Raw genomic sequence first — 13,307 nt, forward strand, 5'->3', positions numbered from 1 at the left:
CCAGGCATCGGCTTCGGACTTTACAGGGCCGACAGCCAAGCCTGCCTACAGGCTTGAATCGGCAACCCAGCCACTCAGCTTGAGGAGATTTTTTCATGCCAGGCTCCCTGAACAACAAACGTGTCGCCATCCTGGTGACCGACGGTTTTGAACAAGCCGAACTGACCGGCCCCCAGCAGGCGCTGGAACAGGCCGGCGTCAAGGTGGACATCATTTCGGCCCGCGAAGGCCAGGTCAAAGGCTGGAACCATGATCAGCCGGCCGACGACTTCCCGATCGACCTGACCTTCAAGGCCGCCAATGTCGAGCAGTACGACGCCGTGGTGCTGCCCGGTGGCGTGCAGAACTCCGACACCATCCGCATCGACCCCGACGCCCAGAAACTGGTCAAGGGCTTCGAGGCGGCGGGCAAGCCCATTGCGGTGATTTGCCATGGCGGCTGGTTGCTGGCGTCGAGCGGGCTGGTCAAGGGCAAGACCATGACCAGCTACAAGACCCTCAAGGATGACCTGGTCAACGCCGGCGCGAACTGGGTCGATAAGGAAGTGGTCAAGGACGGCACGTTGATCAGCAGCCGCCAACCCGATGACATCCCGGCGTTCAACCGCGAGTTGATCAGCGCGTTGTCCGCTTGATAACTTGAGGCCACTGCCAAACTGTCGAGCCGGGAACACGATGTACCTGTGGCGAGGGGATTTATCCCCGCTGGAGCGCGAAGCGGTCCCCAAATAGCTGGCTCGGTCAGGCCAATGCATCGCGCTCCCGGATTTTAGGGCTGCTTCGCAGCCCAGCGGGGATAAATCCCCTCGCCACAGGTTCCGTGTCGGATTGCCGACAGGGCACGCCTCCACGTTTCATCGCCCTTCAAACCCGCCGTACACTTCAACACGGTATACTCCCGCTCTTTTTTCCGGAGCGACGTCATGTCCCTGCCTAGCCTGCGCCTCAAAGCCAACGCCGACCGTCGCCTGCGCGCCGGCCACCTGTGGGTCTACAGCAACGAAATCGATGTGGCCGCCACGCCCCTGCACGGCTTCAAGGCCGGCGACCAGGCCATCCTCGAAGCCGCCGGCGGCAAGCCGCTGGGCATCGTCGCGATGAGCCCCAACAACCTGATCTGCGCCCGCCTGCTGTCCCGCGACGTGAAGCTGCCGCTGGACAAGTCACTGCTGGTGCATCGCCTCAACGTGGCGTTGTCCCTGCGCGAGCGGCTGTTCGACAAGCCGTTCTATCGCCTGGTCTACGGCGACTCCGACCTGTTGCCAGGCCTGGTGGTCGACCGCTTCGGCGACATCCTGGTGGTGCAGATCGCTTCGGCCACCATGGAAGCCCACAAGGACGACGTGATCGCCGCCCTGACCCAGGTGCTCAAGCCCAGCGGCATCCTGTTCAAGAACGACTCCGCGGCCCGTGACGCCGAAGGCCTGAACCGCTACGTCGAGACCGTGTTCGGCCTGGTGCCGGAATGGGTGGCCCTGGAAGAGAACGGCGTGAAGTTCGAAGCGCCAGTCATGGAAGGCCAGAAAACCGGCTGGTTCTACGATCACCGCATGAACCGCGCACGCCTGGCCCCGTACGCCAAGGGCAAGCGCGTACTGGACCTGTTCAGCTACATTGGCGGCTGGGGCGTACAAGCCGCGGCGTTCGGCGCCAGTGAAGTGTTCTGCGTCGACGCCTCGGCCTTCGCCCTCGACGGTGTCGAGCGCAACGCCGCGTTGAACGGCTTCGCCGAGAAGCTGACCTGCATCGAAGGCGACGTGTTCGAGGCCTTGAAGGAGCTCAAGGCCAGCGAAGAACGTTTCGACGTGATCGTGGCCGACCCACCGGCCTTCATCAAGCGCAAGAAAGACCTGAAGAACGGCGAAGGCGCCTATCGCCGCCTCAACGAGCAAGCCATGCGCCTGCTCAGCAAGGACGGCATCCTGGTCAGCGCGTCGTGCTCGATGCACCTGCCCGAAGACGACCTGCAAAACATCCTGCTGACCAGCGCCCGTCATCTGGACCGCAACATCCAACTGCTCGAACGCGGCGGCCAGGGGCCAGACCATCCGGTACACCCGGCCATTGCCGAAACCCGCTACATCAAGAGCATCACCTGCCGGTTGTTGCCCAACAGCTAAGGCCGAGCGGGGCCGGTGCCGTAGCGCTGAGCCCCCCGACTGACAACCTGATCGCAGCCTTGGCTGCGATTTTTTTTGCGCGTCTGAATAAGTCTGTAGGAGCCACCCCACGAAATTACCAGAACCGTCCTACTCAATCTCCCCGTGACTGGCGGACATGACGCATTAGGATTGAAAGTGCCCCCTCAGGTACGTCTTGGAACGCCTCATGACTGATCCGCAAAACCGCCTGGCTGCCCGCAAACCGGCCACCGTCGGCTTGTTGTTGACGCTGACATTGCTCGGCGTCTTTCCAATCGATGTCGTGCTGCCCTCGTTCCCCGCCCTGTCCGAGTATTTTGAACGTCCATCGCCGGACATTGCCCTGTCCGTCAGCCTGTTCGCGGTGGGCATCGCCCTTTCGCAACTGCTGATCGGTCCGCTTTCCGACGTTATGGGACGAAAAAACCTGCTGTTGATCGGGATCGCCGTTTCAGCGGTTGGAGCAACAGGTTGCGTACTCGCCGACAGTTACTGGTCCTTTCTCTTCTTCCGTGTCGTCCAGGCCTTGGGGTGCGGTTGTTTCGTGCTGTCCCAAGCGCTGATCCAAGACCTGTTCACCGGACAAGAACAGCAGCGATTGCGAGTCTTGCTGGTCACCTGCGGGGGGATTTTCATTTCCGTTTCGCCTCTGGCTGGCACCGGGCTGCAAAGCTGGATGGGCTGGCGCGGCAGCTTCCTGGTGTTCATTGCCCTGGCAATTGGCGTATTCGCAAGCGCCTGTCATTTGCTTGAACGCTCCCCGTCCGGCAGTCAATCCAGGCGTTTCAATATCATCGCATCCTATCGAAAGGTCTTCGGTGACTTCAGTTTCATCGCTTATTGGTTAACCTCGGCGCTGGCTTTTTCCTGCCATTTTTCGTTCATCGTCATTTCCCCCCTGGTGCTGATCGACCAGTTGCACTTATCACCCGAGGCTTTTTCGCTGGTACTGCTGGGCTATGGGCTGGCCTATATCGGTGGGGGCGCGGTGGCGTCCGTGCTGAGCAATCGAATCGACCCACAGGCGCAAATCATCACGGGGCTGGGCCTGATCCTCGCCGCAGGTCTCCTGATGCTGGGGCTCGCCAATCACCTGGGCTTGTCAGTCACCACTCTGTTAGTGCCCATGATCGTGTGCACCGCCGGAACGACCATTGCCCGGGCGGCAGCCAACAACCAAGCCATGACGCTATTTCCGGCGCAGGCCGGTACGTCCGCTTCGGCCGGTAGCGTACTGATCTTTATTGTCGGCGGGCTGACCAGTGCCGTGATCAGCCTTACCCCGCTGGACTTACAGCTGACCCTGGCCCTCTGCCTGGTCCTGCTTAGCCTGCTGGGGCTGGCACTCAATGCCCTGCTCCGGCAGCGTAACAGGGGGCTGTTGGCCGGCTGAACCCTGCCAGTCGTCATCCCGCGCACGACATTGGCGTGCGATCAGCGCTTTGCGTCATTTCATCCTGGCGCCAGCGGTGTAGAATCGTGGCATTCATCGCCATTCATCCCCGGCGGGTTTATGAGCTCATGCCGAGGCGCGCAGCGATCCTGCAAAGTCATCGGCCACTTCCGGACACACGGCCAAACCCGGGTGCTCCAGACGTCGACAGAAGCTCACTTCCCCATTGATACCTGATAAGTACCTGATTAGCCGCCCGGAGTGCTCCATGCCTGATTACCGCTCGAAAACATCCACCCATGGCCGCAACATGGCCGGCGCCCGTGCCTTGTGGCGCGCCACGGGGATGAAGGATGACGACTTCAAGAAGCCGATCATCGCCATTGCCAACTCCTTCACCCAGTTCGTACCGGGCCACGTCCACCTCAAGGACCTCGGTCAACTGGTTGCCCGGGAAATCGAACGCGCCGGCGGCGTGGCCAAGGAATTCAACACCATCGCCGTGGACGACGGCATCGCCATGGGCCACGACGGCATGCTTTATTCGCTGCCGAGCCGCGAGATCATCGCCGACTCCGTCGAATACATGGTCAACGCCCACTGCGCCGACGCCATCGTGTGCATTTCCAACTGCGACAAGATCACCCCGGGCATGCTCATGGCCGCCCTGCGCCTGAACATCCCGGTGATCTTCGTCTCCGGCGGCCCGATGGAAGCCGGCAAGACCAAGCTCGCCAGCCACGGCCTCGACCTGGTCGATGCCATGGTGATCGCCGCCGACTCCAGCGCTTCTGACGAGAAGGTTGCCGAGTACGAGCGCAGCGCCTGCCCGACCTGCGGTTCGTGCTCCGGCATGTTCACCGCCAACTCGATGAACTGCCTGACCGAAGCCCTGGGCCTGGCCCTGCCGGGCAACGGTTCGACCCTTGCCACCCACAGCGACCGCGAGCAGTTGTTCCTGCAAGCCGGCCGGACCATCGTCGAGCTGTGCAAGCGCTACTACGGCGAGAACGACGAGTCGGTGTTGCCGCGCAACATCGCCAACTTCAAGGCGTTCGAAAACGCCATGACCCTGGACATCGCCATGGGCGGTTCCACCAACACCATCCTGCACTTGCTGGCGGCGGCCCAGGAAGCCGAGATCGATTTCGACCTGCGCGACATCGACCGCCTGTCCCGTCATGTGCCGCAACTGTGCAAGGTCGCGCCGAACATCCAGAAGTACCACATGGAAGACGTGCACCGTGCCGGCGGGATCTTCAGCATCCTCGGCTCCCTGGCCCGTGGCGGCCTGTTGCACACCGACCTGCCGACCGTGCACAGCAAGACCATGGCCGAAGGCATTGCCAAGTGGGACATCACCCAGACCACCGACGAGGCCGTGCATCACTTCTTCAAGGCCGGTCCGGCAGGTATCCCGACGCAAACCGCGTTCAGCCAGTCGACCCGTTGGGAAACCCTGGACGACGACCGTGAAAACGGCTGCATCCGCAGCGTCGAGCACGCGTATTCCAAGGAAGGCGGCCTGGCCGTGCTGTACGGCAACATCGCCCTGGATGGCTGCGTGGTGAAGACCGCCGGCGTCGACGAGTCGATCCACGTGTTCGAAGGCAACGCGAAGATTTTCGAAAGCCAGGACAGCGCCGTGCGCGGCATCCTCGCTGACGAAGTGAAGGCCGGCGACATCGTGATCATTCGCTACGAAGGTCCGAAAGGCGGCCCGGGCATGCAGGAAATGCTCTACCCGACGTCCTACCTGAAGTCCAAAGGCCTGGGCAAAGCCTGCGCCTTGCTGACCGATGGTCGGTTCTCCGGCGGCACCTCGGGCCTGTCCATCGGCCACGCTTCGCCGGAAGCGGCGGCTGGCGGTGCCATCGGCCTGGTGCGCGATGGCGACAAGGTCCTGATCGACATTCCGAACCGCTCGATCAACCTGTTGATCAGCGACGAAGAACTGGCCGGGCGCCGCATCGAACAGGACAACAAGGGCTGGAAACCGGTGGAAGTGCGTCCGCGCAAAGTCACCACGGCCCTCAAGGCCTACGCCCTGCTCGCCACCAGCGCCGACAAGGGCGCGGTGCGTAACAAGGCGATGCTTGACGGCCTGTAAGCGTCGTTAGCCGCAATAAAAATGCCCCGCCAAGTGCGGGGCTTTTTTTGATGCCATGAAACCCAGTGATCCTTTGTGGCGAGGGAGCAAGCTCCCTAGCCACGGGTTCACCTATTTTCAAGTCCCTGGTACTCCTGTGGGAGCGAGCTTGCTCGCGATGGCGGTGTGTCAGCCAGCAAAGGCGTTACTGAACCATCGCTATCGCGAGCAAGCTCGCTCCCACAGAAGGTCGTGGGTCTTATTGAATGTCTTCGGGCTTGACGATCACCCAGTTCTTGTCCGCCGTCACCGGCAGACCTTCCTTGGCCTGGGCCGCGGCGTGCTTGGCCATCATGCCGTTGATCTGGTTCATGTATTTGTCCTTGCGGTTGACCCACAGGTGAATACCGCCCTTGGCCACGTCCACATCGTGGAACAGCATGTAGCCGTCACTGCTCGGTGTGTCACCCGCCACCAGCACCGGTTTTTTCCATTCGTCGATGTACGTCAGGATCGCCGCGTGCTTGCCGGCCATCCAGGTCGCCGGGGTCCACAGATAAGGTGTGTACTCCAGGCCAAGGTTGGCCTTCTCGTCATATTTACCCGCGGTGATCTGCTTACGGGCGGTGGTCAGCTCGCCGGTCTTGCGGTCCTTGAGCAGCGTGGTCACGCCGATCACGTTCTGCGGCTTGAGGTTGTAGCCGTATTTCGGGTCCGAGGCGACCATGCGTACCAGCTCTTCGGAAGCGGCGGTCATGACATAGACCTCGATGCCGTTTTCCATCAGCTTGTTGTACAGCTCGGCCTGGCCGGTGAAGATTTTCGGCGGGTTGACGTTGTACTGGACCACCTTGTCACCATCGTAATAGGTAGTCGGCACCGGCTTGCCGGACGCCATCAGCTCATCGACATAGCCCTTGAGCTCCTTGAGCGTAAAGCCAGAAAACACCTGGGCCACCCACGGATAACAGACCATGTCATCCACTTCGCACAGGCGATAGTAATAACTGAACAGGCTTTCCTTGTGGTCGGCCGTGTCCTTGAACGGCATCAGCTTCAAGGACGGGTCCAGGCTTTCCCGAGTGATGAGGCCCTTGTTCTCCATGAACGGCAGCAACGATTCCTCAAGGTCGTAGCGGTAACTGGTGTTGTCCATGTCGAATACCGCGTAGTTACCCTTGTTGGCGTTGGCCGCGATCATCGCGTCCAGGGCCTTGGCCTGTTCCGCCGGCCAGTGCTTGAGCTCGGTGGCGAGCACCTGGCCGGCAAGACCAAGACTCAAGGCGACAGCGAGAAAACGAGGTGCGAGCTTCATCGGCATTTCTCCCAGGTTCAAAGAACTCGACGCTAACAAATGCGTATGACAGTCCTCGCCCAGCCGCGACTGCTTGCGTTCTGATAACGCCAGCGGCATACCCGCAAACGCCAAGTCCTTATTCCATAAACGACAATCTACATGCGTTTTTAGTATTAATTCATTAGTTATCAGGCTGTTAGGCTTCCCGACTCACAGTCGCAGCTTCGGGCGACTGGCACGTCTTATCGGAGTCTCTTTTGATGAATCTGCCGCTGATCCTCAACCTGCTGGTGTTCCTCGCCTTGCTGTATGGCCTGGCGCAAACCCGTCACCGCACCTGGAGCCTGGCCAAGAAGGTGCTACTGGCACTGGTGCTGGGCGTGGTGTTCGGCATCGCCCTGCACACGATTTATGGCGCCGGCAACCCGGTGCTCAAGGCCTCCATCGGCTGGTTCGACCTGGTGGGCAACGGCTACGTGCAGTTGCTGCAAATGATCGTGATCCCGCTGGTCTTCGCCTCGATCCTCAGCGCCGTGGCTCGCCTGCATAACGCCTCGTCCCTGGGCAAGATCAGCTTCCTGACCATTGGCACGCTGCTGTTCACCACCGCCATCGCCGCGCTGATCGGCATCGGCCTGACCAACCTGTTCGGCCTCACCGCCGAAGGCCTGGTGGCCGGCACCCAGGAACTGGCGCGCCTGCAAGTGATCCAGAGCGACTACGCCGGCAAGGTCGCGGACCTGAACATCCCGCAATTGCTGCTTTCGTTCATTCCGCAGAACCCCTTTGCCGACCTGGCGCGGGCCAAGCCGACGTCGATCATCAGCGTGGTGATCTTCGCCGCGCTCCTCGGGGTCGCGGCGTTGCAGTTGCTCAAGGATGACGCGGAAAAAGGCCAGAAAGTGATCAACGCCATCGACACCCTGCAAAGCTGGGTGACGCGCCTGGTGCGCCTGGTGATGAAGCTGACGCCGTACGGTGTGCTGGCGCTGATGACCAAGGTGGTGGCCGGCTCCAACCTCCAGGACATCATCAAGCTCGGCAGTTTTGTCGTGGTGTCGTACCTCGGGCTGGGCCTGATGTTCGTGGTCCACGGCCTGTTGGTGTCCGCTGCGGGGATTAACCCGTTGCGCTTCTTCCGCAAGATCTGGCCGGTGCTGACCTTCGCCTTCACCAGCCGCTCCAGCGCCGCCACCATCCCGTTGAGCATCGAAGCCCAGACCAGTCGTCTCGGCATTCCACGGGCGATTGCCAGCTTCAGCGCCTCGTTCGGCGCCACCATCGGCCAGAACGGTTGCGCCGGTCTTTATCCGGCCATGCTGGCGGTGATGGTCGCGCCGACCGTGGGCATCAGCCCGCTTGATCCGGTCTGGATCGCAACGCTGGTGGCGATCGTTACGTTGAGTTCGGCCGGAGTGGCCGGGGTCGGTGGCGGCGCGACGTTCGCCGCGCTGATCGTGCTGCCGGCCATGGGCTTGCCGGTCGCGCTGGTTGCCTTGCTGATTTCCGTCGAGCCGCTGATCGACATGGGGCGTACGGCGTTGAACGTCAGCGGCTCGATCACCGCCGGGGCGATTACCAGCCAGGTGATGCAGCAGACCGACAAGGCGTTGCTCGATGCCGACGAGCATGGGGAGTTGGTGCACGCTTGATTGCCTGATACCTGTGGGAGCAAGGCTTGCCCGCGATGAAAGCGACGCGGTCTTCCATGGATCGAGGCGCCCGGATCGCGGGCAAGCCTTGCTCCCACAGGCATAGCTCCCACAGGGCTTACAGTTTTTCCCACACCTCAAAGCTGTAGGCCGGCTTGTCCCCTTCAGCCGGGTTCGGCTGGTTCGACACCAGCTTCCACTGGCTCGAATCGAATTCTGGAAACCACGCGTCCCCTTCCGGACTCAGCGCCACGCGGGTCAGGTACAGTCGATCCGCCTGCTCCAAGGCCTGGGCGTACAGTTGGGCGCCGCCGATCAACATCAGCTCGTCGACGCCCTGCTCCAGAGCCCACGCCTGGGCCCGCGCCACCGCGGCTTCCAGGGTGGAAAACACTTCCGCGCCGTCCAGCACCAAGTCCGGCTGACGGCTGACCACGATGTTCAAGCGCCCCGGCAGCGGTCGACCGAGGGAATCCCAGGTCTTGCGCCCCATGATGATCGGCTTGCCCAAGGTGGTGGCCTTGAAGTATTTGAAATCCCCCGGCAGGTGCCAGGGCATGCTGTTGTCGACGCCGATCACACGGTTTTCACCGAGGGCTGCGATCAGGCTTAGGGGGAGAGTTTTGTTCATGGTCGCGAGGATACCAGAGGCCCGGCGTACCCCGACAGGCATCACAGCGGTTATGCTCAACCCTCATTCGAGCAACGGAAGCCCCCGTGACAGAACTGCAGAACCTCTGGTTGACCGAGACGATCCGCCTGCGTGAAGAGCATGCCGGCCCGCTCGAAGACCAGGAAGCCAATCGCCTGGCCCGTGCGGCAGGCGGCGATCTCTCCACCCGCATCGGCCACCGCGCTCGCTGGCTGGCCGAACGCGATGGCCTCACCCAAGCCCTGCGCCATTGGCTGCAAGGGGCACGCCTGGCGCTGGTAACGTTGGCGCTGCTCGCCGTCATCAGCGGCGCTGGGCTGGGCTTTGCCGCCCTCGGCGACGGGCAAACACCGGTCAATGTGTTCTGGGCCTTGGGCAGTCTGTTGGGGTTGAACCTGATCCTGCTCATCTCTTGGGCCCTGGGCCTGATCTTTGCCGGTGAGCAAGGTGCCGCACTGGGACGCCTGTGGCTGTGGCTCAGCGAAAAACTCGCCCGCGATGCCAAGGCCGCCCAACTGGCACCGGCCCTGCTGCTGTTGTTGCAACGGCACAAGCTCAATCGCTGGGTCCTCGGCGCGTTGGTCAACGGTTTGTGGCTGCTGGCGATGCTCAGCGCGCTGGTCATTGTCCTGATGCTGATGGCGACCCGGCGCTACGGCTTCGTCTGGGAAACCACGATTCTCGGCGGCCAGACCTTCGTCGCCATGACCCAGGCGCTTGGTGCACTGCCCGCCCTGTTGGGTTTCAGCGTGCCGACCGAGGAGATGATCCGCGCCAGCGGCGACGGCGCCCTGAACATCGAGAGCGCCCGCCAGGCCTGGGCCGCCTGGCTGGTGGGCGTGCTGCTGGTCTATGGCGTGGTGCCGCGCCTGTGCCTGGCGCTGCTGTGCCTGTGGCGCTGGCAACGTGGCCCGGACCACGCTGCGTCTGGACTTGAACCTGCCGGGCTACGCTCAACTGCGCGAACGACTGATGCCCAGCAGCGAACGCCTGGGCGTCAACGACGCCGCACCCCCCGCACAATTGCATCCCATTGAAAGCGCCGTCAGTGCAATGGACAGCGACGGCGCGCTGCTGGTGGCGATCGAACTGGACGATCGGCCCTGGCCGCCCAAACTGCCCGAAACCGTGAAAAGTGCTGGCATCCTCGACAGCCGCGAGTCGCGTCACAAACTCCTCGAACAACTGTCGCGCTTTCCCCCGGCGCGGCTGGCGATAGCCTGCGACCCCCGCCGATCACCGGACCGTGGCAGCCTGGCGCTGATCGCCGAGCTGGCCCGCAGCGCCAGCGCTACCCGCGTCTGGCTGTTGCAAGCGCCGCCCGGCGAAGCGCTGGATGCCGAGCGCCTGAGCGACTGGCACAACGCGCTGCAGCAGTTGCAACTGCCCTTCGCCGACTGCATGCCCTTGAACTGGCTGGAGACCGGCCATGACTGAGCCCCTGAAACCGCTGAAGTTGGCCGTGGTCGGCCACACCAACGTGGGCAAGACCTCGCTGTTGCGAACCTTGACCCGCGACGTCGGCTTCGGCGAAGTGTCCCACCGCCCGAGCACCACCCGGCATGTCGAGGGTGCGCGCCTGTCGGTGGACGGCGAAGCGCTGCTGGAACTGTACGATACGCCGGGCCTGGAAGACGCCATCGCCCTGCTCGATTACCTCGAGCGCCTGGAGCGCCCTGGCGAACGCCTCGACGGCCCGGCGCGCCTGGCCCGCTTCCTCGAGGGCAGCGAGGCACGGCAACGCTTCGAACAGGAAGCCAAGGTGCTGCGGCAACTGCTCGCCAGCGACGCCGGGCTGTATGTGATCGATGCCCGGGAGCCGGTGCTGGCCAAGTACCGCGATGAATTGGAAGTCCTCGCCAGTTGCGGCAAACCGCTGCTGCCGGTGTTGAATTTCGTCAGCAGCGCCCACCATCGCGAGCCCGACTGGCGCGAAGCCCTGGCGCGATTGGGGTTGCACGCCCTGGTGCGGTTTGACAGCGTCGCCCCGCCCGAGGACGGCGAGCGACGCCTGTATGAAAGCCTCGCGTTGTTGCTGGAAAGCGCCCGTGGGCAACTGGAGCGACTGGTCGCCGACCAACAGGCCCAACGCCTGGCCCGCCAGCAGAGCGCGGCGCGCTTGATCGCCGAACTGCTGATCGACTGCGCCGCCTGCCGACGCAGCGTGGCCAGCGACGTCGAGTTGGAACGCGAGGCCATTAGTGAACTGCGCAACGCGGTACGTCAGCGCGAACAGCGCTGCGTCGAAGCGCTGCTCAAGCTCTATGCGTTCCGTCCCCAGGACGCGGCTGCCAGCGACCTGCCGCTGCTCGACGGACGTTGGGGCGATGATTTGTTCAACCCCGAAACCCTCAAGCAACTGGGCGTACGCGTCGGCGGCGGGATCGCGGCGGGCGCGGCGGCCGGTGCCGGGGTGGACTTGCTGGTGGGTGGCCTGACCCTCGGTGCCGCGGCCCTGGCCGGGGCCATTGTCGGCGGCACCCTGCAAACCGCCCGCAGCTATGGCAACCGGCTGATGGGCAAACTCAAGGGACAACGGGAACTGACGGTGGACGACGGCGTGCTGCGCTTGCTGGCCCTGCGCCAACGGCAATTGCTGCAAGCCCTCAACCTGCGCGGCCACGCGGCGATGGACAGCATCCGCATCGCCACGCCCCAGGACAAGACCTGGCGCGAAGGCAAGCTGCCCGAAGCCCTGAACAAGGCCCGGGCGCATCCGCAATGGTCGTCGCTCAATCCCCAGGCGCGGTTGAGCCAGGCGGAGCGGCAGGAGCAGATTGAGCAGTTGGCCGAGCAGCTCTAGCCCTGCAGCAAGAGACTTTGTGGGAGCAAGGCTTGCCCGCGATGAATCGATGCGGTCTTTCAGAGACCGAGGCGCCTGTATCGCGGGCAAGCCTTGCTCCCACAGAGAGTTCCTTGTCGCAGAGCGCTGCGCTGCTCAAGATTACTCGTTACTCAAGGCTTTGAGGGCCGCCGCCGCTTCAGCCAACTCCAGCTCGCTGAACACCCGCACCCCATGGCGCTTGAGCAACGCCGCCGTCACGCCTTCGCCACGGACCTTCACACCGCTGAACGTCCCGTCATAGGTCAGCAGGTTGCCGCACGATGGGCTGTTGGCCTTGAGCACGGCGATCTGGATGCCATGGGCACGCACCAGTTCCAGCGCCTGATTCGCACCGGACAGGAACTGCGCACTCACATCCTCGCCCTCGGTGGTGATCACCACCGCCTGACCGTCGAGCACTCGCCCGCCCTGCCCGCCAGGAATCTCCGCCGCCGCCCGAGGCGTGGGCAAGCCGCCGGCGACTTCTGGGCACAACGGCACGACCCGGCCTTCGTCGAGCCATTGCTGGAGTTGATCGAACGGCCCACTGGCGCCGCCGTCGTAGCGCACGCGATGGCCTAGCAGGCAGCGACTGACCAGGATTTTTTCCATATTCAGAACAACTCATTGCCGCGACGGCGGAACCAACCGGTCAAGGACAGGCGATTGCGCGTGGCCGGCAGGACTTCATGGGGAATGTCTCCCGACAGGAACACCACCAGGCAGCCGCCGATGGGCACCACGTCACGCTCCACGCCTTCGTCCAGGTACATGCGCAACTGGCCGCCGTGCTCCGGTAGCCAATCGTCGTCGTTGAGGTAGAGCACCGCCGACACCATGCGCCGGTCATCGTCGCGAAAGCGGTCGACGTGCCTGAGGTAGAACGCACCGGGAGGGTACAGGGCGAAATGGCTTTCGAAATCCTCCAGCCCCAGGAACAGCCCGCGATTCATCGCCTCGCGCAGGCTGTCCATCAGCGCCAGGTAATGGTCGCAGGCTTGCGCCTGACCAGGTTCGATCCACTGGATGCGATCCCCCCGAATCCCTTCGCGAATCTCCGAGAACGGTCCGCGACCGACCGCTGCCGGAGCCAGCTCACCCTCGGCGGCACGCTGGCGGCATTCGGCCGCCAGGGCGCGGGTAAGCGCCTCCGGCAGGAAGAGATTCTGCTGCGACCAGCCGCGCTCGGCCAGGTCGTCGACGATACGTAGCAGCAGCGGGTGATCAGAAGGTATTTGCATGGCGCGCATAGTATTCCT

The 13,307-nt window shown here is 63.2% G+C and carries 10 protein-coding genes and 1 pseudogene; 7 read left to right on the top strand and 4 right to left on the bottom strand.

Annotated elements, in window-relative coordinates; all coding sequences use genetic code 11:
- Positions 1 to 95 precede the first annotated feature (95 nt).
- The 4 genes from PSH84_RS26955 (at position 96) to ilvD (ending at position 5,644) form a co-directional block, all read left to right on the top strand.
- Positions 96 to 635 (top strand): type 1 glutamine amidotransferase domain-containing protein, encoded by a 540-nt coding sequence (locus PSH84_RS26955; protein WP_305468762.1) that lies wholly within the window; start codon positions 96 to 98, stop codon positions 633 to 635.
- Positions 636 to 923: 288 nt separating this feature from the next.
- The gene (locus tag PSH84_RS26960; protein WP_003206543.1) at positions 924 to 2,120 is read left to right on the top strand and encodes a class I SAM-dependent rRNA methyltransferase; all 1,197 of its coding nucleotides are present in this window, start codon (positions 924 to 926) and stop codon (positions 2,118 to 2,120) included.
- A 208-nt stretch (positions 2,121 to 2,328) separates the two neighbouring features.
- Entirely contained in the window at positions 2,329 to 3,534 is a 1,206-nt protein-coding gene (locus tag PSH84_RS26965) for an MFS transporter (RefSeq protein WP_305468763.1), read from the top strand.
- Between the two features lie 268 nt (positions 3,535 to 3,802).
- Positions 3,803 to 5,644: a dihydroxy-acid dehydratase gene (gene ilvD, locus PSH84_RS26970; RefSeq protein ID WP_122567423.1), complete on the top strand. Its 1,842-nt coding sequence runs from the start codon at positions 3,803 to 3,805 to the stop codon at positions 5,642 to 5,644.
- A 238-nt stretch (positions 5,645 to 5,882) separates the two neighbouring features.
- On the opposite strand, the gene PSH84_RS26975 is transcribed toward ilvD, so the two are convergent.
- Positions 5,883 to 6,938: an HAD family hydrolase gene (locus PSH84_RS26975; RefSeq protein ID WP_305468764.1), complete on the bottom strand. Its 1,056-nt coding sequence runs from the start codon at positions 6,936 to 6,938 to the stop codon at positions 5,883 to 5,885.
- A gap of 242 nt (positions 6,939 to 7,180) precedes the next feature.
- Here PSH84_RS26975 and PSH84_RS26980 point away from each other — a divergent pair, with 242 nt between their 5' ends.
- Positions 7,181 to 8,572, top strand: coding sequence for an L-cystine transporter (locus PSH84_RS26980; protein WP_305468765.1), 1,392 nt, complete (start codon positions 7,181 to 7,183; stop codon positions 8,570 to 8,572).
- A gap of 118 nt (positions 8,573 to 8,690) precedes the next feature.
- Here PSH84_RS26980 and PSH84_RS26985 read toward each other — a convergent pair whose 3' ends face one another.
- Complete coding sequence (locus PSH84_RS26985; RefSeq protein WP_305468766.1) at positions 8,691 to 9,203, bottom strand: dihydrofolate reductase; 513 nt, start codon at positions 9,201 to 9,203, stop codon at positions 8,691 to 8,693.
- An 86-nt stretch (positions 9,204 to 9,289) separates the two neighbouring features.
- On the opposite strand from PSH84_RS26985, the pseudogene PSH84_RS26990 reads away from it, so the two are divergent.
- Positions 9,290 to 10,661 (top strand): annotated as a pseudogene (locus PSH84_RS26990) (DUF2868 domain-containing protein).
- Positions 10,654 to 12,027 (top strand): GTPase/DUF3482 domain-containing protein, encoded by a 1,374-nt coding sequence (locus PSH84_RS26995; protein ID WP_122567428.1) that lies wholly within the window; start codon positions 10,654 to 10,656, stop codon positions 12,025 to 12,027. The pseudogene PSH84_RS26990 and the gene PSH84_RS26995 overlap by 8 nt, the downstream one beginning before the upstream one ends.
- Before the next feature lie 141 nt (positions 12,028 to 12,168).
- On the opposite strand, the gene PSH84_RS27000 is transcribed toward PSH84_RS26995, so the two are convergent.
- Positions 12,169 to 12,660, bottom strand: a complete 492-nt coding sequence (locus tag PSH84_RS27000; RefSeq protein ID WP_305468768.1) for a 2-thiouracil desulfurase family protein — start codon at positions 12,658 to 12,660, stop codon at positions 12,169 to 12,171.
- Positions 12,661 to 12,662: 2 nt separating this feature from the next.
- The gene (locus tag PSH84_RS27005; protein ID WP_122567430.1) at positions 12,663 to 13,298 is read right to left on the bottom strand and encodes a 2OG-Fe(II) oxygenase; all 636 of its coding nucleotides are present in this window, start codon (positions 13,296 to 13,298) and stop codon (positions 12,663 to 12,665) included.
- Between the last annotated feature and the right edge of the window lie 9 nt (positions 13,299 to 13,307).

Origin of the sequence: Pseudomonas beijingensis (assembly GCF_030687295.1) — a bacterium.
GTDB lineage: Bacteria > Pseudomonadota > Gammaproteobacteria > Pseudomonadales > Pseudomonadaceae > Aquipseudomonas > Aquipseudomonas beijingensis.